Source organism: Streptomyces sp. BoleA5 (assembly GCF_000373665.1).
Classification (GTDB): domain Bacteria; phylum Actinomycetota; class Actinomycetes; order Streptomycetales; family Streptomycetaceae; genus Actinacidiphila.
This window is the reverse complement of record NZ_KB892094.1, coordinates 164,496-184,002: the sequence shown is the minus strand read 5'-3', so window position 1 is coordinate 184,002 and position 19,507 is coordinate 164,496. Positions and strand designations below refer to the sequence as shown.

Genomic DNA, 19,507 nt, shown 5'->3' with positions numbered 1-19,507 from the left:
CCCTCCGGCCTCACGCCACGTGAGGTGCAAGTGCCATATTGGTGCGCATGCTGGGAATCACCGATCTGCCGACGTACGTGCTGGGCACCGTACTGATCGTGCTGCTGCCCGGGCCGAACTCGCTGTACACGCTCTCCGTCGCGGCGCGCCGCGGCGTCCGGACGGCGTACCGCGCGGCCCTGGGCGTCTTCCTCGGCGACACCGTGCTGATGACCGCCTCGGCGGCGGGCGTGGCCGGGCTGCTCACGGCCAACGCCGTGCTCTTCGGCATCGTGAAGTACGCCGGCGCCGGCTATCTGGCGTGGATCGCCCTCGGCATGGCGCGGGCCGCCTGGAGTATGTGGCGGTCCCAGGGCGCGGAGCCGGCGGCGGTGGCGACCGCGGCCGACGAGGTGGCGGACGCCGAGCAGCCGTTCCGGCGGGCGCTGGTGATCAGCCTGCTCAACCCCAAGGCGATCCTCTTTTTCATCTCCTTCTTCGTGCAGTTCGTGGATCCCGGCTACGCCCATCCCGCGCTGTCCTTCCTGGCGCTGGGCACGATCGCGCAGGTCTTCAGCTTCTGCTACCTGACACTGCTGATCTTCGGCGGCACCTACCTGGCCGGCCAGTTCCGCCGCCGCAGGCGCCTCGCGGCGGGCCTGACCTCGGGAGCGGCGGCGCTGTTCCTGGGCTTCGCGGCCAAGCTGTCGATGTCCTCGGCGGGCTGACCGGCCCCGGCCCGGGGCGGCCGCCGACCTGCCGGTGACCGGATTCACCCGTATCGTGACGGTATGTCGCTGCACAAAGGTGCCGAGGGCCTGCCGAAGCTCGCCGTGAACCCCTTCTACGCCGGGGCCGACCCGGTCGCCGGGATGCGCTCGGCGCCACCGAAGCACCGGCTGCCGGACGGCCCGATGGTGCCGGCCACGGCGTACCAGCTCGTCCACGACGAGCTGATGCTCGACGGCAACGCCCGGCTCAACCTGGCCACCTTCGTCACGACGTGGATGGAGCCCGAGGCCGGGGTGCTGATGGGCGAGTGCCTCGACAAGAACATGATCGACAAGGACGAGTACCCGCGCACCGCCGAACTGGAGCGGCGCTGCGTGTCGATGCTCGCCGACCTGTGGCACGCGCCCGATCCGGAGAGCGCCGTCGGCTGCTCCACCACCGGCTCCTCCGAGGCCTGCATGCTCGCCGGCATGGCTCTCAAGCGCCGCTGGACGAGGCGTACCGGCGACGGCGCCCGCGCGTCCCTCGCACGCCGCCTGACGAGGCGCGGCGGCGACCGCCACCCGGGCACCGGCCGCCCGAACCTGGTCATGGGCGCCAACGTGCAGGTCTGCTGGGAGAAGTTCTGCAACTTCTGGGAGGTCGAGCCGCGCCTGATGCCGATGGAGGGCGACCGGCTGCACCTGGAGGCGGACGCCGCCGTCGCGATGTGCGACGAGAACACCATCGGGGTGGTGGCCGTCCTCGGCTCGACCTTCGACGGCTCCTACGAGCCCGTGGCCGAGATCTGCGCCGCCCTCGACGCCCTGCAGGAGCGCACCGGGATCGACATCCCCGTGCACGTAGACGGGGCCTCGGGGGGCATGATCGCCCCCTTCCTCGACGAGGACCTGGTCTGGGACTTCCGGCTGCCCCGGGTGGCCTCGATCAACACCTCCGGCCACAAGTACGGGCTGGTCTACCCCGGCGTCGGCTGGGCGCTGTGGCGGGACACCGACGCCCTGCCCGAGGAACTGGTCTTCCGGGTCAACTACCTCGGCGGCGACATGCCGACCTTTGCCCTCAACTTCTCCCGGCCCGGCGCCCAGGTGGTCGCCCAGTACTACACCTTCCTGCGGCTGGGCCGGGACGGCTACCGCACCGTCCAGCAGACCGCCCGCGACGTGGCCACCTACCTCTCCTCGCGGATCGAGGAGTGCGGGGACTTCCGGATGATCACCCGCGGCGACCAGCTGCCGGTCTTCGCCTTCACCACCGCCGACCACGTCACCGCGTACGACGTCTTCGACGTCTCCCGGCGGATGCGCGAGCGCGGCTGGCTGGTGCCCGCCTACACCTACCCTGCGAACCGCGAGGACCTGGCGGTGCTGCGCATCGTCGTCCGCAACGGCTTCTCCGAGGACCTCGCCGACCTCTTCCTCGCCGACCTGGCGCGCTACCTCCCCCAGCTGCGCGCCCAGGACCACCCGCTCCACCCGCCCGGCGAGGCGCCCACCGCCTTCCACCACTGAGCGGCGCCTCGCGGGGCACACGCTCCCCATGGGGAAGGACAAACAGACCAGGGGCACCGTCTTCGTCGCGCTCGCCGCGAACCTGGTGATCGCCGTGGCGAAGGCGATCGGCGGGCTGCTCACCACCTCGCCGGCGCTGCTGTCGGAGGCGGCGCACTCGGTGGCCGACACACTCAACGAGGTCTTCCTGCTGGCCGCGCTGCGGCGCAGCCGGCGCGGGCCCGACGCGCGGCACCCCTTCGGCTACGGCAAGGAGCGCTGGTTCTGGTCGCTGCTCGCCGCCGTGGGCATCTTCGTGATGGGCGGCTGCTTCTCCTTCTACCAGGGCGTGTCCGCGTTCCACGAGAGCGAGCCGCACACCGTGCGGGCCTTCGTGATCGCCGTGGCCGTGCTGGTCATCTCCCTGCTCGCCGAGGGGACCTCGCTGGTCAGGGCGCTGCTGCAGGTACGCGGCGGGGCCCGCGAGCACGGCCGCCCCTTCCGCACCGAACTGCGCGAGGGCGAGGACCCCACCCTGCGCACCGTGCTCGGCGAGGACACCGCGGCGGTGTTCGGCGTGCTGCTGGCGCTCACCGGCGTGGTGCTGCACTGGACGACCGGCGACCGGACCTGGGAGGCGTACGCGTCCCTGGCGATCGCCGTCCTGCTGATGTACGTCGCCTACCGGCTCGGCAAGGACTGCCGGGACACCCTCATCGGCGAGGCCGCCGACCCCCGGCTGCGGCACCGGGCGCACGAACTGCTGACGCGGCAGCCGGAGATCGACACCGTCACCGCGCTGCTGACGATGCGCCTCGGGATCGACTCGGTGCTGCTGGCCGCCCGGGTGGACCTGACCGAGGGCATCGACAGCGAGACCGTGGAGGAGGCGGCGGTCCGCATCAAGGGCGCGCTGGCCGGGGAGTTCCCCGAACTGGACCAGATCTTCCTGGACGTCACCGACGCCTCCGAGGAGGACCGCCGCGCGGCCCACCGGCTGCGGCGGGCGCTGCGCGCCGAGGCGGGCAAGGGCAAGGGCGGGAGCGGGAGTTGACCCGGCCGCCCGGCCTGGCCCCGGGTGCGGGCCTGCCGCGGCGGTCAGCGGCCGACGCCTACGCCGTGCCGGGCCAGCCAGGGCAGCGGTGCCACCGATGAACCCATCTGGGGCGTGACGCGGACCTCGAAGTGCAGGTGCGGGCCGGTGGAGTTGCCGGAGTTGCCGGACCGGCCGATCCGCTCGCCCGCGCTGACCCGCTGCCCGGGGACGACCTCCAGGACGGACAGATGGGCGTAGTGCGTGCAGTACCCGTCGTCGTGCCGGACGACGATCTGGTTGCCGAAGCCGTCACCGCACGCGGCGACCACCACCGTGCCGTCGCCCACCGCGCGGACCGGGGTGCCCGGCGGCACCGCGAAGTCCTGGCCGGTGTGGCGGTGCGCCCAGTGCGCGCCGGAGGCGTCGTAGCGGGCGGTGAGCGTGTAGTGCGCCACCGGGCGCACCCAGTGCGGGGCGCCCCGGCGGTGGGCGGCGGCGGATGACCGGGGCCGGGCCGGGGACAGGTCGCGGGGGCATCCCGCCGAGAGCCCCTCGTGGGCCATGAGCGCCAGGTCCCGGGCGGACAGCCGGGCCCGGGCGCGCTGCAGCCGCGCCTCGATGCCCCGTCGCAGCACGTCCTTGCGGTGCGCCTCGCGGGCCAGCACCGCCAGCGTCCGGTCCACGGCCACGGTGTCCGCCGCCAGCCGGCGCTGGGCCAGCATCCGCTCGGCCAGCAGCGCCGCCTGCGCGTGGTCGCCCTGCCGGGCCAGCGTCGCCCCCTCCAGCAGCTGGTCGGGCCGCCCGGACAGCAGCAGCCGCGCCGACGGCCCCAGCACCCCGTTGCGGTACTCGCTGCGCGCCATCGCCCCGATCCGGTCCCGCAGCACGTCCAGCCGGTGCCGCTCCACCGCCGCGGCCCGGTGCAGCAGCCGCAGGTCGGCGCGCTTGCGGCGGACCGCCCGCTCCGCGTCCTCGTACGCCTGCACCGCACGGGCCGCCTGCGCGTACAGCCGCTCCACCCGGGCCGGCGGGCCGGGGCGCGGCTCGGGGCGCTCGCCGGCCACCGCCGGCGAGGCGGTCAGCAGCAGGCAGAGGGCCACGGCCGCCGTCCTCCATCGCATCGCCCGATCCTTTCGGGCCCGGTCACCGCGGTGCCCGGACGACACGCCCCGCCGGGCCCGGGGCCACCCGGCGGGGTGACCGCATCCGGGCGTGCGCCCGCCCGGGGACCGCCCGATCATGGGAACGGGCGCACTCGGCGGACAGGAGGGTGACCGGGTGAGCGGTGACGGTGAGCCCGGCAACTGGTCACCCACGGCGGGTCGGCCCGCGAACGGATGGCCGCCTTCCGCTCGGTGGGCATCCACTCGGCGCTCGACCGGCTCGCCGGGTTGCGTCTGCACTCCGACGGTGATCTGGGCGGACCGGTCGACCGGATCCTCCACCGCACGGATCGTCCGATAACCGGATCAACCGCTCGGACTATCACAAGAGGCGGATCTCGACTTGCGCCCGCACGATGATCAGACGGGCCGCCGCAGGGGCGGTCCCGGGAACCGGCCCCTCGGGGAGGATCTGCCGTGACCGTCAGTCTGGCGCATCTGCGTCGTTGCTCCGTTGCCGTCGACCTCGGGGCGTCGCGCACCCGTGTCTACCTCAAGCACCAGGGACTCGTCGTGGACGAGCCCAGCGTGGCCGCCGTCAACGCGCACAGCGGTGCCCTCATCGCGGTCGGCTCGCTCGCCGAGAAGATGACCGGCCGCACGCCGGAGCACATCCGCGTGGTCCGCCCCATCCAGGCCGGGATGGTCGTCGACATCGAGATGGCCCAGCGCATGCTCCGCCACCTGCTGGGCGGTCAGCTCCGCAAGGCCTGGCGGCGCAAGCCGATGCTCCGGGCGGCCGTCTGCACCCCCAACGGCAGCGGGCCGCTGGCCCAGCGGGCCGCCGTCGAGACGCTGTACGGCCTCGGTTCGCGGCGGGTCGAACTCGTGGACTCCGTCATCGCGGCCGCCATCGGGTGCGGGCTGCCGGTCGAGCAGCCCGAAGCGACGATGATCATGCTCGCCGGGGCCGGCACCACGCAGATCGCGGTCATGTCGATGGGCTCGATCGTCGCCGCGGAGACCATCGGGGTGGGCGGCGAGGCCATCGACCACGCCGTCGTCCAGCACCTGCGCAACACGCACGAACTGCTGCTGCCCAGCCAGTCGGTGCGGTCGCTGCACGAGGCCCTCTCCGCGCCCGGGCCCACCGCGCCCAGCGCCGAGGTCCAGGGGCGCGACGTCGCCAGCGGGATCGCCCGTACGGTCCGCGTCGACACCGAGGCGGTACGGCAGGCGATCCGGATGCCCATGGCGACGCTGGTCGACGGCATCGGCCAGGTGCTCCGGAGGTGCCCGCCGGACCTGGTGGCCGACCTCACCGACCGCGGCGTCATGCTGGCGGGCGGCAGCGCCCTGCTGCCGGGCCTGGACATGATGCTCCGTCAGGCCACCGGGATGCCGGTCACGGTCGCGGACCGGCCCGACGTCTGCGCGGTGCTCGGACTCGGCGCCATGATGGAGGGCCACCCCGTCCCGACGCCGCTCGACCCGCTGTCCGTGTAGTCCCGCGGCCGGCCGGGACGGGAGCACCCGCCCGTCCCGGCCGAGCCGTGTCCGGAGGGGCTGTCCGGGCCGGCCCGGTGGAAGCGGCGTCAGCGGCCGGCGCCCGGGCTCGGCGGTCGCGGCGCGGCCCTTTCGGCCCTGTCCCGTTCCGCGCGTTCGACCAGGCGCGCGGCGTGCCCGGCGACGAGGTCCGGGCGGTGGGAGGGAAGCCAGTGGCCGCCGTCCACGTGGTGGATCTCGGCGGCGGGTGCCCAGTCGGTGATCTCGGTCTGCCAGGGCGGCAGGACGAACACGTCCTTGGACGGGGCCAGCACCACCGCGGGGAGCCCGGCGTGCCGGACGCGGGGGCGGAGCATGCGGGGCAGCACATTGGCGCGGTAGAGCCTCAGCCCGGCACGGTTGCGGGCGGCGAGCCCGGGGCCGTACCCGGCGGGGGCCTCCCCGGTCTCCAGGCGGCGCAGGGTCGCGATGACGCCGTCCAGGAAGCCGCCGCGGCAGGCGAGTTCGGCGATCCCCGCCAGATGGAAGAAGCCGACGTACTGCGAGGCCAGCGACTGCTTGGCGAGCTTGAGCAGACGGGCCGGGGACGGGCGGCGCAGCTGGGCGCGGTACCAGCGGCCGGTGTGGTCGAGGTCGGGTCCGGAGATCGAGGTGATCGAGGCGTAGCGGTGCGCGAGTTCGGGGGTGCTGACGGTGTGCCAGCTCTGCACCGACCCCCAGTCGTGGGTGAGCAGGTGCACCGGGGCGCCCGGGCTGACCGCGTCGGCGACGGCGGTGGTGTCGGCGGCGAGCCGCGGCAGCCGGTAGGCGCGGGTACGGCGCGGCTTGTCCGAGGCGCCCGAGCCGCGCACGTCGTACGACACGACGTGGAGGCCGCGGGCGGCCAGCCGCCCTGCGACGCCGTCCCACACCCCGTGGTCGTCGGGGAAGCCGTGCACGCACAGCACCGTGGGCCCGGCCGGGTCCCCCTGCTCGTACACCGCCAGCCGCACCCCGTCGGAGGCCGTGACCCAGCGCTGCGCCATGTCCGCCGCCCTTCGTCCTCGCGTCGCGGCCGCGTCGCCGCGTCACCACTTGGCCGTCGCGGCGTCACCTCGTCTTCGCGCCCCGTTCCGCCGCCGTTCCCGGCGGCCACGATGGCAGCTTGCTGACGCGATGTCTAGCAGTGGGACGGGATACCTTTGCCGCTGTGACCGGTGCGAACGCGATACTGCAGCGACGGCTCGGCGTCTTCGACGCCACCGTCATCGGACTCGGCTCGATGATCGGCGCCGGGGTCTTCGCCGCCTTCGCCCCCGCCGCCCGCGCGGCCGGGTCCGGGCTGCTCGCCGGGCTCGCGGCCGCCGCCGTCGTCGCCTACTGCAACGCCATGTCCTCGGCCCGGCTCGCCGCGCTGTACCCCGCCTCGGGCGGGACGTACGTCTACGGGCGCGAGCGGCTCGGGCCGTTCTGGGGCTACCTGGCGGGCTGGTCCTTCGTCGTCGGCAAGACCGCCTCCTGCGGCGCGATGGCCCTGACGATCGGCGCGTACGTCTGGCCGGAGCAGCAGCGGGCGGTCGGCGTCGCCGCGGTCGTGGCGCTCACCGCCGTCAACTATGCCGGTGTGCAGAAGGCGGCCTGGCTCACCCGGGGCATCGTCGCCGTCGTCCTCGCGGTGCTCGCGGCCTTCACGGTCGCCGCGTTCACCGGCGGCGACGCCGACGCCGCCCGGCTGGACATCGGTGCCGACGCGACCGTGGGCGGGGTGCTGCAGGCGGCCGGCCTGCTGTTCTTCGCCTTCGCCGGATACGCCAGGATCGCCACCCTCGGCGAGGAGGTCAGGGACCCGGCGCGCACCATCCCCCGCGCGATCCCGCTCGCCCTCGGCATCACGCTGATCGTCTACGCGGCCGTCGCGGTCGCCCTGCTCGCGGTGCTGGGCCCGCAGGGGCTCGCCGGCTCGGCCGCGCCCCTGGCCGACGCCGCGGGCGACCTCGCGCCGCTGATGCGGGTGGGCGCCGCGGTCGCCGCCGTCGGCTCCCTGCTCGCACTGATCCTCGGGGTCTCCCGCACCACCCTGGCCATGGCCCGCGACGGGCACCTGCCACGGACCCTGGCCGCGGTGCACCCCCGGTCCGGGGTGCCGCACCACGCCGAACTCGCCGTCGGCGCGGTCGTCGCCGTCCTCGCCGCCACCGCCGACCTGCGCGGGGCGATCGGCTTCTCCTCCTTCGGCGTCCTCGCCTACTACGCGGTCGCCAACGCCTCCGCCTGGACCCTCGGCCCCGGCGCCCGGCGCGCCGTACCCGCCCTCGGCCTGCTCGGCTGCCTCGTCCTGGCCTTCGCCCTGCCGTGGACCTCCGTCGCCGCGGGCGCGGCCGTCCTGGCCGTCGGCGCGGCGGTGTACGCGGCACGCTCCCGGGGCTCCCGGCGCGCCTGACGCGGGTCGCCCGGGCGAGGGGCGTTGCCCTACCGAGATCCATCCGCAACGGCCCCGATGCCACCCGTCCGCGGGCTCCTGCGTCACAGTCGCAGAAGGCGCAGGGGGCGCCCACGGGGGAGGGCAGGGCAAATGACGCTGATGCAGCGGATCACGGCGGCGGTACTGGCGACGGTCGCCGCCGGAGCGGTACTGACGGGTTGCGGCGCCGACGCGGACCGGGGAAGCGGCGACCGCGCGCAGCGGCCCGGTCCCGTACGGGGCGCGGACGGCCCCGAGAACGGCTCCGAGTGGAACGGGCAGGGCACGCACGAGGACGGGGGCCTGGAACGGGCGCCCGACGCGTCGCGGCTGTCGACCTTCGCGCTGGACGTCGACACCGCCTCCTACGGCTACGCCAAGCGGCGGCTCGACCAGGGTTTCCTGCCCTCCCCGAAGGACGTGCGCCACGAGGAGTTCGTCAACAGCTTCCGCCAGGACTACCCCGCACCCAGGGGCGACGGCTTCTCCGTCACCGTCGACGGCGCCCGCATCGGCGACGAGGAGGGCTGGTCCCTTCTGCGCGTCGGCCTCGCCACCCGCCCCGCGGACGAGGCGAACAGGCCGCCGGCCGTGCTCACCTTCGTCGTGGACGTCTCCGGCTCCATGGGCGACCCGGGCCGCCTCGACCTCGTCCAGAAGGCGCTGCGCGCCGCGGTCGGCGAGCTGCGGGACGACGACTCCCTCGCCGTCGTGACCTTCAGCGACCACGCGCGGGTCGCCCTGCCGGCCACCCGGCTCGGCGCCGGGGGCGCCCGCAAGCACGCCCTGTCCGTCGTCGACCGCCTCGCACCGGAGGACTCCACCAACCTGGAGGCGGGTCTGCTCACCGGCTACGACGTGGCCCTGGAGAGCGCCCGGCGCGGGGCCACCAACCGGGTCGTACTGCTCTCCGACGCCCTCGCCAACGCCGGGGAGACCGACCCCGACGCCCTCCTGGAGCGGATCGACCGGGCCCGCTCACGGCACGGCATCGCGCTCTTCGGCGTCGGCGTCGGCAGCGAGTACGGCGACGAGCTGATGGAACGGCTGGTCGACAAGGGCGACGGCCACACCTCGTACGTCTCGACCCCGGCCGAGGCCCGCGCCCTGTTCGTGGACCGACTGCCCGTCAACATCGGGCTGCGCGCCCGCGACGCCAAGGCCCAGATCTCCTTCGACCCGCGCACCGTCGACCGCTACCGCCTGATCGGCTTCGAGAACCGCGCCGTCGCGGACGAGGACTTCCGCGACGACCGCGTCGACGGCGGCGAGGTCGGCCCCGGCCACACCGTCACCGCGCTCTACGCCGTGCGGCTGAAGGCGGGCGCCCGGGGCCACGTCGCCACGGCCACCGTGCGCTGGCTCGACCCGCACGACCGCTCCCCGCACGAGGCCGCGGGCGCCGTCGAGGCGGACCGGCTCGCCGGCCGCCTGTGGGACTCCGGCACGTCCCCGCGGCTCCGCGTGGACGCGGTCGCCGCGTACTTCGCCGACGCGCTGCGCACCTACGACACCGGTGACGGGCAACTGCCCGGCGCCCCCGGCCTCGCCGAGCTCGGCGACCGCGCGCACGCCCTGGCCGCGACCACCGAGGACCCGGCCGTACGCGACCTGGCGGAAGCCGTCGACAGCGCGTACGCGCTGCGCGCGGGCTGATGGAGTATCAGTGGAGACATGGCAGAAGAGAAGGAACCCGAACCCGAGCTCGACGCCCGTCACAGCAGCGCCGGCGCGACCCCCACGACCTGGCACGACGCCCGCGGACACCTGGCGGGCGCCGAGATCTACTGGCTGACCACCGTCCGCCCGGACGGCCGCCCCCACGTCACCCCGTTGATCGGGGTCTGGCTCGACGACGCGCTGCACTTCTGCACCGGCGCCGACGAGCGCAAGGCAGGGAACCTCGACCGCAACCCCCGGGTCGTCCTCACCACCGGCAACAACGCGCTCGGCGAGGGCCTGGACATCGTGCTCGAGGGCAGGGCGGCGCGTGTGCGCAGTGACAAGCAACTGCGCCGGATCGCGGAGGCGTACGAGAGCAAGTACGGCTCCGAATGGCACTTCGACGTACGCGACCAGGTCTTCGTCGGCGACGGCCACGAAGCCCTGGTCTACGAGGTCGAACCCACCACGGCCTTCGCCTACGCCCGCGGCACCACCTACAGCCAGACCCGCTGGCTGTTCTAGGTGAACCCGGGGGACGCGGCCCGTAGCGCCTGTGGCCTGTCGTCGGGTGCGGGTTCGTCTCGCGCCCCCGCGGGCGCGAAGCGGGCGGCAGCGGAGGGGAGGGCGGGTGCGCCCGCCGTTGCCGGCGTCTGCGGGTGATTCGGGGTGCTGTCGAGCGGTCGGCGGGAGATCAGGCCCTGTTTCGCCGGGGTACCGAGCGGGGGGCATCAAGCTCGCCTTCACCGGCATGGACGTCGGAACAGGGCCCGATCTCGGGGAAGCACCCGCGGACGCCGGTCACGGCGGGCGCGCAGACCGGCACCACCGGAAACGCGAACCGCTCCGGAGCCTGAACCCCGGCCGCCCGCCACCTGCACCGCGTCGAGGGGAGAGCCGCCACCCACCCTCCGGTCCGCAGCCCGCTCTGCGCCCCGGAGGGCGCAAGACGGCGGGAGAGGCCGAACACAGGCACCGGAGGGCGCCATCACCCGCGGGAACGCCTGGACGGGCCCGGGCCGGCCGGGCCGTGGAAGGCGGCGCGGTCGGCTGCGGCGGTCCCGCGGGCCCAGCCCTCGTGGTCGCGGCCCCTGAGGCGCTGCGTGCGGGTCTCGGGGAACATCGCGTCCGCGGCGCGGCCGACGGCGACCTCGCGGGCGGCCAGCGCGGGGAGGACCTCCGTGGCTCCGGTGGCCTGCGCGGCCTCCTCCGTCGCGTCGCGGGAGGCGGAGGCCAGGCGCTCGCCGACGCGGCCCGCGTAGGCGATGAGGAAGGACTCGCGGAAGTCCCGCGACAGGTCGCCGCCCCGGCCGCCCTTGCGGCGCGGGCGACGTGCGGCCGGTTCCGGGGCGCCGCCGCCGCGCATGGCCGCCTCGGCCTGCACCAGCAGCGACGTGTACAGCACCTCCACGGCCTCCAGGTCGGCCTCCCAGCCCACGACCGTCGAGAAGCCGAACTCCGCCGACCACACGGCACGGCAGCGGTTCGCCTCCGCGACCGCGTCCAGCAGCAGGGCCTTCGGCGCCTCGTACGGGCGGTCCACGCCGATCCGCCGCGCGCCCGGGCCGCCGCCCGGCGCCGTACCCGCGACCAGCGCCTCGTCCACGCTGTGCCGCGCCATCAGGTGCTGGGCCTTCGCGCTCAGCGCCTCCGCCTCCTCCGGGAAGGCCGTGGACTCGGCCTTCGCCAGCAGCGCCCTGATCCGCCGCAGCATCGGGTGCCCCGTACCGCCGGACGCCGCCGGGGGCGCGGCCAGCGGGGTGATGCCGGGCAGCCGCCCCAGCAGGCGGACGAGTTCCAGCACGGCCGTCGCCACCGCGAAGCGGTCCAGCCGCTCCGCCGCCCCGTACGCCGTCAGGAGGCCCGCCGGGTCGCCGCCGGCCGCGCTCAGCCGGCCGGCGAGCCGCACGTGCTCGGGGCGCAGTTCCCGGCGCACCATCCGCAGCACGTCCGCGTCCTGCCAGCCGCGCGCCCGGCAGCCCCGCAGCAGTCCGCCCACGGCGGTCACCACTGCCCGGCCGACCTCGTCCCAGCCGGCCTCCGCCGCCGCCATGGCCGACGCCCCGGCGTCCAGCGCCGTATCGACGTCCCCCTCCGCCGCCCCCAGAGCGCCGGAGAACGCCGCCTCGACCACCGTCATCGCATCTCGCACGGGGTTCAGGATCGCACCGACACGCCGCGTACGGAGCGCGGTGCCCACCCGCCCACGCGGACCGGGCCGGGGTGTGGAGCCGTGAGCACCGACAGCGGGCGCGCGGGCTGGGACATCCGCACGGCCGGACCGCACGACGCCGCACGAAGGGCCCTGCTGCTGCCGGGCGCCCTGTGCACGGCCGAGTTCCTCGGCGTAGGCCGCCGGACACCCAAGACGCGGACAGCGAGGGCGATGAACTGAGCTCGCACCGCGCCGGTCCATTGCTCGGCCTGCCGCAACCGGGCCCGCGCGCTCCTCGCCGCGGCCTGCGGGACGTGGTGCCGGGCCGTGGACGCCGGCGAGTCCCCCGGGTGTGGACACGCCCTCACCGCGACGATCCGGACGCCGCGCGACCGGGCCGGTCATCCACCGGTCGCCCACCGGTCGTCCGGCGGACATCCGGTGATGGGACCGTGCGGACGTGACTCGCACGATGGCTCTCGGACTGGCCGGTACCGCCGCGCTGGCGGCCGGCGGCAGCGCCGCGGGGGCGCTGCCGGTACGGGACGGCATCGCGCTGCCGCACGGCGAGGCGGCGGCCGGACTGCTGGTGGCGTACTTCGGCCTCGGCCTGCTCGTCGCCGCGTGGTGGCGGCTCGGCCGGCTGGTGCGCGGGCCCCGGCCGCCGTCGATCCGCGCCCTGCTGACGACCTTCGCCGTGTGGGCGGCGCCCCTGCTCCTGGCGCCGCCGCTGTTCAGCAGGGACGTCTACAGCTACCTGGCGCAGGGCGCGATGGTGAACGCGGGCATCGACGTCTACACGCACGGGCCGAGCGTGCTCGGGGGCACGGCGGCCGCCGAGGTGCCGGCGATCTGGCGGAACAGCCCCGCGCCGTACGGGCCCGCCTTCCTGGCACTGGCACGCTACGGAGCACACGCCGGGGTCATCGGGATGCGGGCGCTGGCCCTGCTGGGCGTGGCCCTGCTCGCGGCCCTGCTGCCGCGGCTCGCACGGCGCTGCGGCGCGGACCCTGCCGCCGCCGTGTGGCTCGGGGCTCTCAACCCCCTGGTGCTGCTGCACCTGGTGGCGGGGGCGCACAACGACGCCGTCATGCTCGGCCTGCTCGGTGCGGGCCTGGGCGCGGCGCTGGCCCGCCGTCCGATACCGGCCGCCGCGCTGGTGACCCTGGCCGCCCTGGTCAAGGCACCCGCCGCCCTCGGACTGCTCGTCGTGGCAAGCCTGTGGGCCGAACAACTGCAGGGCCGCTGGCGCCTGGCGCGCGCCGGGGCGGCCACGGCGGCGGTCGCCGGCGCGGCCACCGTGGCGGTCACCGCCGTCACCGGCGTCGGCTACGGCTGGATCGGCGCGCTGACCACGCCCGCCTCCGCCTCCAACTGGTCCCTGGTCAACGTCCTGGGCCGGTTCATCGGCACCCCGGACGTCTGGCGGCTGCTCGGCATGGCCGCCGCCGCGCTCGTCATCGCCGCCGTGTGGTTCTTCCGCGAGCGGCTCGGGCCGGTGTACGCCCTCGGCATCAGCCTGCTCGCGGTGGCGCTGCTGGGCCCGGCGATCCGCCCCTGGTACCTGCTGTGGGGGCTCGTTCCGCTCGCCGTCGCCGCGCCCGACGGCCGGGTGCGGCGGCTCGCCGCGCTCGCCAGCGCGGTGCTGGCCCTCGCGGTGCTGCCCAGCGGGTTCGCCGCCACACCCCGTCAGATCGCCCTGGCGGCCACCGGTGCGGCCCTCGCGCTGCTGCCGCTCGCCGCGATACGGCTGGTCCGGCTCGTCCGTCCCGCGCTCGCCTCATGAGGCGGATCGTGACGGCGGCCGCCGCCGTGGCCGCGACCGCGCTGTTCCTGGCGACCGTGCCGCTGCACCGGCACTGGTTCGACCTCGGCGTCTACTGGGGCACCGTCAACGCCTGGGTGCACGACGGCGTCGGTGTCTACGACTACCTCAGCCCCGGCACCGCGTACGGCTTCACCTACCCGCCCTTCGCCGCGCTGTGCATGCTGCCGCTGACCCTGCTGACCTGGCCCGCGGCCGTCGTCCTCGCGGCCGCGGTCAACATCTGCGCGGCGGGGGCCGTCCTGTGGTGGACGGTGTGGCCGATCGTGCGCCGCGAGGGCTGGACCCCCTGGTACGCGATGGTGCTGGCCGGGTGCCTGATGTCGCTGCTGGAACCGGTCCACGACACCTTCTCCTTCGGGCAGGTCAACCTCGTCCTGCTCGCCCTGGTACTCGCCGACACCGAACTGCTGCGCCGCGGCAGCCGCTGGGCCGGCTGCGCGATCGGCCTCGCCGCCGCCGTGAAACTGACGCCCGCGCTGTTCATCGGCTGGCTGCTGCTCGCCGGGCACCGCCGCGCCGGGCTCGCCGCGACCGCCACCGCGGCCGGGGCGACCCTGCTGGCGGCGGCCGTCGCGCCCGGCGCGTCCCGCGACTTCTGGACCCGGGCGATGTGGGACACCGACCGCGTCGGCTCGCTGTCGTACGCCTCCAACCAGTCGCTGCGCGGCACCTTCGCCCGCCTCGACGCCCCCACGTGGGTGTGGGCGGTGGCCGTCGTCGCGGTGCTCGCGGTGTGGGTGTACCGGGTCCGCGGGACCGACGTGGTGACGGGCGCCGCCCTCACGGGTGTGACGGCCTGTCTGGTCAGCCCGGTGACCTGGGTGCACCACCTGGTGTGGCTGATCCCCGCGCTGGCGGCGCTGGCCGGCAGGGCGCTGCGGCTGCGGACCCGCGGACTGGTGGTCGCGGCGGTCGGCAGTTACGTCCTGCTCTGCAGCAGCCTCGTGTGGCTGTGGCGGGACGACCCCGGCACCGGCGGCGTGGGCGCCCTCGTGGGCGGCAGCGCCTACGTGTGGATCGGTCTGGGGATGCTCGTCGCACCCCGGCCCGGATGGCGTACCAGGGCGCGCCCGCGTCCGATCCTGGCTGACAGGGTGGGAGAGAGGGCCGGCTGACGGCCCGTCGGCCGTGCTGTCCGCCGAGCCCCCGAGGAGATCGACGCATGCGTGTGTCCCTGCGCCGGACGTTCGCCGCAGTGCTGATGACCGCCGTCCCCGCGCTGGCCGCCCTCCCCACGCCGTCCCCCGCGCAGGCGCACTCCCCCGCCGCACTGGCACCCCTGCTCGGCGTGGGAGCGCCGAACTCCATCCCCGGCCGCTACATCGTCACCCTCGCCCCTGGCAGCGACCCCTCCTCCGTCGCGAGCGCGGCCGGGATCACCCCGGCCCATGTCTACGACCGGGTGATGCGGGGCTTCGCCGCCCCGCTCACCGGACGGCAACTGGCGCGGGTGAGGGCCCTGCCCTCGGTGCGCGGCGTGGAGCAGGACACCACCGTCAGCCTGCCCGCGGAGGACCGCGTGCCGGTAGCGACCGGCCACCGGCTGCCGATCGGCGCGCCCCCGGCCGGCACCGGGCGCTTCTGGGGCCTGGAGCGGGTGAACAACCGCGCACCGGCCACCCACGGCTTCACCGTACGGGCGACCGGCGCCAAGGTCACCGCGTACATCATCGACAGCGGCATCGACTTCACCCACCCCGAGTTCGGCGGCCGCGCCAAGCCCGGAATCGACGAGATGGAGGACGACCGGAACGCCGCGGACTGCGCCGGCCACGGCACGCACGTCGCCGGCACGGTGGGCGGGGCGCACACCGGGGTCGCCCGCGCCGTCTCGCTGGTCTCCGTGCGGGTGCTGGACTGCGAGGCGCGCGGCCCGAACTCCGGGATCATCGCCGGGATCAACTGGGTGGCCGAGCACGCGGCACGGCCCGCCGTGGCCAACATCTCGCTGGGCGGGCTGTACTCCCCGACGATGAACGAGAGCCTGGACGCACTGGCCCGCTCCGGGGTCTTCCCGGTCGTCGCGGCCGGCAACGACGACGTCAGCTCCTGCGTCATCTCCCCGGCGAGCGCCACGGAGGCCTTCACCGTCGCCGCGACCGACCGCGCCGACCACCGGGCGCCGTTCAGCAACTTCGGCAGCTGCGTCAACCTGAACGCGCCCGGCGTCGACATCGCCTCCGCCTTCCCCAACGGGCTCTACGCGATCATGAGCGGCACCTCGATGGCCGCCCCCCACGTCACCGGTATCGCCGCGCTCTACAAGGACACCTACGGGGACGCCGGCTTCGAGGTGCTGAAGAAATGGCTGCTCGACCACGCCACCCGCTCCGCCGTCGCCGAACCATGGGGCACCCCGCAGCTGGTGGCGTTCACCGGCGACCTCTGAACGGCGGCGCCGGGCGCGCCTGCGTCGTCCGCCGTCCTCCTCAGGTGAGTTCGCGCGCGAAGTGCAGCGCCGTGATCGCCATGCGATGTGCGTGGTAGAAGCGGTGCGCCCCGTGGTTGGCGACGCCGGCGTCCAGTTCCAGCCGCTCGCAGCCCGCCGCCCGGGCCCTGGTCTCCAGCTCCGCCAGCAACCGCGTGCCCACCCCGGCGCCGCGCGCGTCCAGCGCCGTGACCATGTCGTCGACGAGCAGCGTCCGCCCTCTGCTGGTGGTCAGCACCCGGTGCGTGGCCACCCCCAGGTAACGCTCCCGAGCGTCCAGAGCCGCCGTGAAGACCACGCCCTGATCGTGCGCCTCCGCGGCGAACGCCGCGAACCCGTCGGCGGTCAGCGCCGGCCTCAACGCCCTGATCAACGGGCCGACTTCAGCGGTCATGGCCGGGTCACCAGGCTTCACGTCCACGAACGTCAGTTCCATGGCGTGATCCTAGGAGGCGCCGGCTCCCGCCGCCCTCCGGTACGGATCAACTTCCCCCGGCGTTCAACACCCGGGGCCGGGGGACGTGTGCCCTCACGATCAACGAGACGGCGCACGTCCCCCGGCCCCGGAACGGACGCTAGGTCTCGGCCCGCTCCCGGGCCTCGACCACCATCGGCAACCGGTCGGGGTGAGGCACGGCCGCGGTGACCTCCCGGGCCGTGTGGCCGGGGGCCGGCCGCAGTCGCCGCCGGCTCAGCACCGTGGCCAGGGAGATGATCATCTGCGTCCAGGCGAAGGAATCCCCGATGCACTTGCGGGTTCCCGCGCCGAACGGCACGAACGCCCCTCTCGGCAGGGCCGCGCTGCGCTCCGGCAGCCACCGGTCCGGGTCGAAGCGCTCCGGGTCGGGGAACGAACGGCGGTCCCGGTGCAGGGCGTAGAGGCTGAAGGCGACCTCGGTGCCGGCAGGCAGGGTCACCCCGCCGATTTCGACGGGTTCGACCGCACGCCGCATCAGCAGGGTGACGCCGTGCAGCCTGACCACTTCGTTGATGACCCGCGGCAGGTACTCGTACGCGGCGACGTGCTCCAGCGCGACCGGTCCGGAGCCCGAGACCGCCGCGATCTCGGCCAGCAGCCGCTCCTCGACCTCGGGGTGCCGGGCGATCTCGTGGAACGCCCAGGTGAGAGTGGTCGCGGTGTTCTCCGCACCCGCGAAGAGAATCGTGCTGAGCTCGTCCCTGACCTCCACGTCCGTGAGGGCCTCGCCGGAGTCCGCGTCACGCGCCGCGAGCAGCGTCGACAACAGGTCGGGGCGGTCCGTGTCGCCGGACACGCGGGCCGCGGCGACGACGTCGTCGATCACCCGGAGCAGTTCGTCCGCCGCGGCGTCGAAACGGCGGTTGGCCGGGATGGGTACCCGGTCGAGGAACTTGGGTGAGGCGGTGCGCAGGAGCAGGGTGTTGACGATGACCGGCAGGTGCACCCGTATGGCGTCGACCGCGGGCTTGCCGATGTCCGTCGAGAACATCGTCCCCGCCAGCGTGTTGACCACCATGGCGGCCATCTCCCGCTCCACCGCGACGGTGTCCCCCGGCCGCCACGAGTCGGCCGTCTCCCGCGCCTGCGCTGACATGACCTCGGCGTATCCGGCGATGCGGGTCCGGTGGAACATCGGCTGCATCAGCCGGCGGTGCCGCCGGTGGGTGTCTCCCCCCGCGGTGACCAGTCCCTCGCCCACCAGGACCTTCAGCCGGTCGAAGAAACGTCCCTTCTCGAAGCTGCGCCCCCTGGTGACGAGCAATTCGTTCACCAGCGCGGGGCTGTTCACGAAGTAGACGGGCATCGTGCCCACGTCGACCCGGACCAGGTCACCGGTGTCCCGGAGCGACGTGACAAAGCCGAGGGCGTTGCGTGCCAGCGGCCAGACGTGGCCGATGAGCGGAAGCCGACCGGGGGCGCGCGGAACCGAGCGCAAGTCTGCATTCACCCCGAGAACTCCTCTTCTTTCGCGGGAAACTACGCCGTGCGCTGGGCGATCGGGTGTATCAAGGAGTCGACGGTTGTCGCCTGGGTGAACTCGTGCGGCGAGCGGGACGGATCCCCGTCGGGAAGCAGGTCCCACCACCAGGCGATCGCCGGGATGTCCAGCGGATCCAGACTGTCGTCGCTCGGTGTGTCGCAGAAGGTCGAGGGGAGGTTCGCCGGATCGTCGGGTGTGGTGTAGCGGACCGAGCTGACACCCCAGTCCTGGGCCCCGCGTATGAAGTGGCCGAGGCTGTCGAGGAACTGGCGCAGCTGTGGGCTGCCGAAGATCCGCAGATGTTCCGTGACGCGGAGGAAGAGGTTCATCACGCGATCGCGCTGTGCGATGGCGAGGGTGAGCGCCTTGTCCTGCGAGAGGCCTCGCTCCTCGGCTAGCACCCGCACCGCGTTCAGGTAGAAGCCACCGGCCCGCTTCTCCTTGTGGTGGGAGAAGATGTCATTGTCCCAGCAGATGATGAAGTACGCCATCTCGGCCGTGGCGCGTACGGCGGTGAGGTCCCTCTCCAGCGGCTGGAGTTCGTAGCCGTGCCCCATCTCCAGCAGCGGCATCATGACCGACGTGGCGCCGTCGTAGATGCGCATGAGCGTGTAGTCGTTGAGGTCCGGTACGGCGCCGCGGCTCCTGAAGGACGACTCCCACACAACGGACGAGAAGTACTCGCGCAGGGCGTCGACCCAGCGGGCGACCTGCCCGGGAGTGCCGTACAGGTCCATCCGGTAGCGAAGGTCCCGCAGCCCCTGTGCCAGCGGGTCGTCCGCCAGCATGGTGACCTCGGGATTCTGGGCGATGCGCAGCAGGCGGGAAAGCGCGCCCATGAGGTCGCCCGGCCGGGTCCCGATGTCGCCTTCCTCGCAGTAGCCGTCGTCGACGCCGAAGAGCCAGATGATGAAGTCCGCGGTGATCGAGATGACTTCCTCGCGGCCGTCCGGGAGGATCCGCGCCGCGAAGGTTCCGATGTCGTGCTGCACGAGGTGGCTGCGGAGCGCGTCGGAGCCTATGGAGAAGTGGTCGGCCCATTCGGCGGTCCGTGCGTCGATGGCGGCGTGGCTGGGATGGATGGCCGGACTGAGCGGAGAGTAGATCGGTGGAACTATCAGGTCGGGCTCCACTGACGGTCACCTCTCAGTTGTCAACCCTATGACCACCAGCAGTTGCGCCTGGCA

The 19,507-nt window shown here is 74.2% G+C and carries 17 protein-coding genes; 11 read left to right on the top strand and 6 right to left on the bottom strand.

The window, feature by feature from the left end; all coding sequences use genetic code 11:
• Positions 1 to 47: 47 nt before the first annotated feature.
• The 3 genes from leuE (at position 48) to B085_RS0110355 (ending at position 3,255) form a co-directional block, all read left to right on the top strand.
• The gene (leuE, locus tag B085_RS0110365; RefSeq protein ID WP_018558500.1) at positions 48 to 707 is read left to right on the top strand and encodes a leucine efflux protein LeuE; all 660 of its coding nucleotides are present in this window, start codon (positions 48 to 50) and stop codon (positions 705 to 707) included.
• A 63-nt stretch (positions 708 to 770) separates the two neighbouring features.
• Positions 771 to 2,222, top strand: a complete 1,452-nt coding sequence (locus tag B085_RS0110360; protein ID WP_018558499.1) for a glutamate decarboxylase — start codon at positions 771 to 773, stop codon at positions 2,220 to 2,222.
• 28 nt (positions 2,223 to 2,250) lie between these two features.
• A complete protein-coding gene (locus tag B085_RS0110355; protein ID WP_018558498.1) occupies positions 2,251 to 3,255 on the top strand; it encodes a cation diffusion facilitator family transporter in 1,005 nt (334 codons plus the stop codon).
• Positions 3,256 to 3,299: 44 nt separating this feature from the next.
• Here the strand turns inward: B085_RS0110355 and B085_RS0110350 are convergent, their stop codons facing one another.
• Positions 3,300 to 4,358 (bottom strand): M23 family metallopeptidase, encoded by a 1,059-nt coding sequence (locus tag B085_RS0110350; protein WP_018558497.1) that lies wholly within the window; start codon positions 4,356 to 4,358, stop codon positions 3,300 to 3,302.
• Positions 4,359 to 4,817: 459 nt separating this feature from the next.
• Between B085_RS0110350 and B085_RS0110345 the strand changes: the two genes are divergently transcribed.
• Positions 4,818 to 5,846 (top strand): rod shape-determining protein, encoded by a 1,029-nt coding sequence (locus tag B085_RS0110345; RefSeq protein ID WP_018558496.1) that lies wholly within the window; start codon positions 4,818 to 4,820, stop codon positions 5,844 to 5,846.
• An 89-nt stretch (positions 5,847 to 5,935) separates the two neighbouring features.
• Here B085_RS0110345 and B085_RS41940 read toward each other — a convergent pair whose 3' ends face one another.
• Complete coding sequence (locus B085_RS41940; RefSeq protein ID WP_018558495.1) at positions 5,936 to 6,871, bottom strand: alpha/beta fold hydrolase; 936 nt, start codon at positions 6,869 to 6,871, stop codon at positions 5,936 to 5,938.
• A 164-nt stretch (positions 6,872 to 7,035) separates the two neighbouring features.
• Here B085_RS41940 and B085_RS0110335 point away from each other — a divergent pair, with 164 nt between their 5' ends.
• From B085_RS0110335 to B085_RS0110325, 3 genes are all read left to right on the top strand, one after another.
• Positions 7,036 to 8,265, top strand: a complete 1,230-nt coding sequence (locus B085_RS0110335) for an APC family permease (RefSeq protein ID WP_018558494.1) — start codon at positions 7,036 to 7,038, stop codon at positions 8,263 to 8,265.
• Between the two features lie 132 nt (positions 8,266 to 8,397).
• The gene (locus B085_RS0110330; protein ID WP_018558493.1) at positions 8,398 to 9,942 is read left to right on the top strand and encodes a vWA domain-containing protein; all 1,545 of its coding nucleotides are present in this window, start codon (positions 8,398 to 8,400) and stop codon (positions 9,940 to 9,942) included.
• Positions 9,943 to 9,960: 18 nt separating this feature from the next.
• A complete protein-coding gene (locus B085_RS0110325) occupies positions 9,961 to 10,473 on the top strand; it encodes a pyridoxamine 5'-phosphate oxidase family protein (protein ID WP_018558492.1) in 513 nt (170 codons plus the stop codon).
• A gap of 463 nt (positions 10,474 to 10,936) precedes the next feature.
• On the opposite strand, the gene B085_RS0110320 is transcribed toward B085_RS0110325, so the two are convergent.
• Positions 10,937 to 12,100: a DUF2786 domain-containing protein gene (locus tag B085_RS0110320; RefSeq protein ID WP_234018544.1), complete on the bottom strand. Its 1,164-nt coding sequence runs from the start codon at positions 12,098 to 12,100 to the stop codon at positions 10,937 to 10,939.
• Between the two features lie 81 nt (positions 12,101 to 12,181).
• Between B085_RS0110320 and B085_RS49240 the strand changes: the two genes are divergently transcribed.
• The 4 genes from B085_RS49240 (at position 12,182) to B085_RS0110300 (ending at position 16,320) form a co-directional block, all read left to right on the top strand.
• Positions 12,182 to 12,343, top strand: a complete 162-nt coding sequence (locus B085_RS49240; protein ID WP_158689712.1) for a hypothetical protein — start codon at positions 12,182 to 12,184, stop codon at positions 12,341 to 12,343.
• Between the two features lie 232 nt (positions 12,344 to 12,575).
• Positions 12,576 to 13,889 (top strand): polyprenol phosphomannose-dependent alpha 1,6 mannosyltransferase MptB, encoded by a 1,314-nt coding sequence (gene mptB, locus B085_RS0110310; protein ID WP_018558490.1) that lies wholly within the window; start codon positions 12,576 to 12,578, stop codon positions 13,887 to 13,889.
• Positions 13,886 to 15,046 (top strand): glycosyltransferase family 87 protein, encoded by a 1,161-nt coding sequence (locus B085_RS41935; RefSeq protein WP_106434907.1) that lies wholly within the window; start codon positions 13,886 to 13,888, stop codon positions 15,044 to 15,046. The genes mptB and B085_RS41935 overlap by 4 nt, the downstream gene beginning before the upstream one ends.
• A gap of 47 nt (positions 15,047 to 15,093) precedes the next feature.
• The gene (locus B085_RS0110300) at positions 15,094 to 16,320 is read left to right on the top strand and encodes a S8 family peptidase (RefSeq protein WP_018558488.1); all 1,227 of its coding nucleotides are present in this window, start codon (positions 15,094 to 15,096) and stop codon (positions 16,318 to 16,320) included.
• A 40-nt stretch (positions 16,321 to 16,360) separates the two neighbouring features.
• Here B085_RS0110300 and B085_RS0110295 read toward each other — a convergent pair whose 3' ends face one another.
• From B085_RS0110295 to B085_RS0110285, 3 genes are all read right to left on the bottom strand, one after another.
• Complete coding sequence (locus B085_RS0110295; RefSeq protein ID WP_018558487.1) at positions 16,361 to 16,795, bottom strand: GNAT family N-acetyltransferase; 435 nt, start codon at positions 16,793 to 16,795, stop codon at positions 16,361 to 16,363.
• Between the two features lie 139 nt (positions 16,796 to 16,934).
• Complete coding sequence (locus tag B085_RS0110290; RefSeq protein WP_234018543.1) at positions 16,935 to 18,287, bottom strand: cytochrome P450; 1,353 nt, start codon at positions 18,285 to 18,287, stop codon at positions 16,935 to 16,937.
• 29 nt (positions 18,288 to 18,316) lie between these two features.
• Positions 18,317 to 19,453 carry a selina-4(15),7(11)-diene synthase gene (locus tag B085_RS0110285; RefSeq protein WP_018558485.1) on the bottom strand — a complete coding sequence of 379 codons (1,137 nt, stop codon included), beginning with the start codon at positions 19,451 to 19,453 and terminating at the stop codon, positions 18,317 to 18,319.
• Between the last annotated feature and the right edge of the window lie 54 nt (positions 19,454 to 19,507).

Coding starts and splice junctions, on each gene's coding strand:
- B085_RS0110360 (WP_018558499.1), top strand. CDS start 771: ATGTCGCTGCACAAAGGTGCCGAGGGCCTGCCGAAGCTCGCCGTGAAC.
- B085_RS41940 (WP_018558495.1), bottom strand. CDS start 6,871: ATGGCGCAGCGCTGGGTCACGGCCTCCGACGGGGTGCGGCTGGCGGTG.
- B085_RS0110295 (WP_018558487.1), bottom strand. CDS start 16,795: ATGGAACTGACGTTCGTGGACGTGAAGCCTGGTGACCCGGCCATGACC.
- B085_RS0110350 (WP_018558497.1), bottom strand. CDS start 4,358: ATGCGATGGAGGACGGCGGCCGTGGCCCTCTGCCTGCTGCTGACCGCC.
- leuE (WP_018558500.1), top strand. CDS start 48: ATGCTGGGAATCACCGATCTGCCGACGTACGTGCTGGGCACCGTACTG.
- B085_RS0110330 (WP_018558493.1), top strand. CDS start 8,398: ATGACGCTGATGCAGCGGATCACGGCGGCGGTACTGGCGACGGTCGCC.
- B085_RS0110300 (WP_018558488.1), top strand. CDS start 15,094: ATGCGTGTGTCCCTGCGCCGGACGTTCGCCGCAGTGCTGATGACCGCC.
- B085_RS0110325 (WP_018558492.1), top strand. CDS start 9,961: ATGGCAGAAGAGAAGGAACCCGAACCCGAGCTCGACGCCCGTCACAGC.
- B085_RS41935 (WP_106434907.1), top strand. CDS start 13,886: ATGAGGCGGATCGTGACGGCGGCCGCCGCCGTGGCCGCGACCGCGCTG.
- B085_RS0110355 (WP_018558498.1), top strand. CDS start 2,251: ATGGGGAAGGACAAACAGACCAGGGGCACCGTCTTCGTCGCGCTCGCC.
- mptB (WP_018558490.1), top strand. CDS start 12,576: ATGGCTCTCGGACTGGCCGGTACCGCCGCGCTGGCGGCCGGCGGCAGC.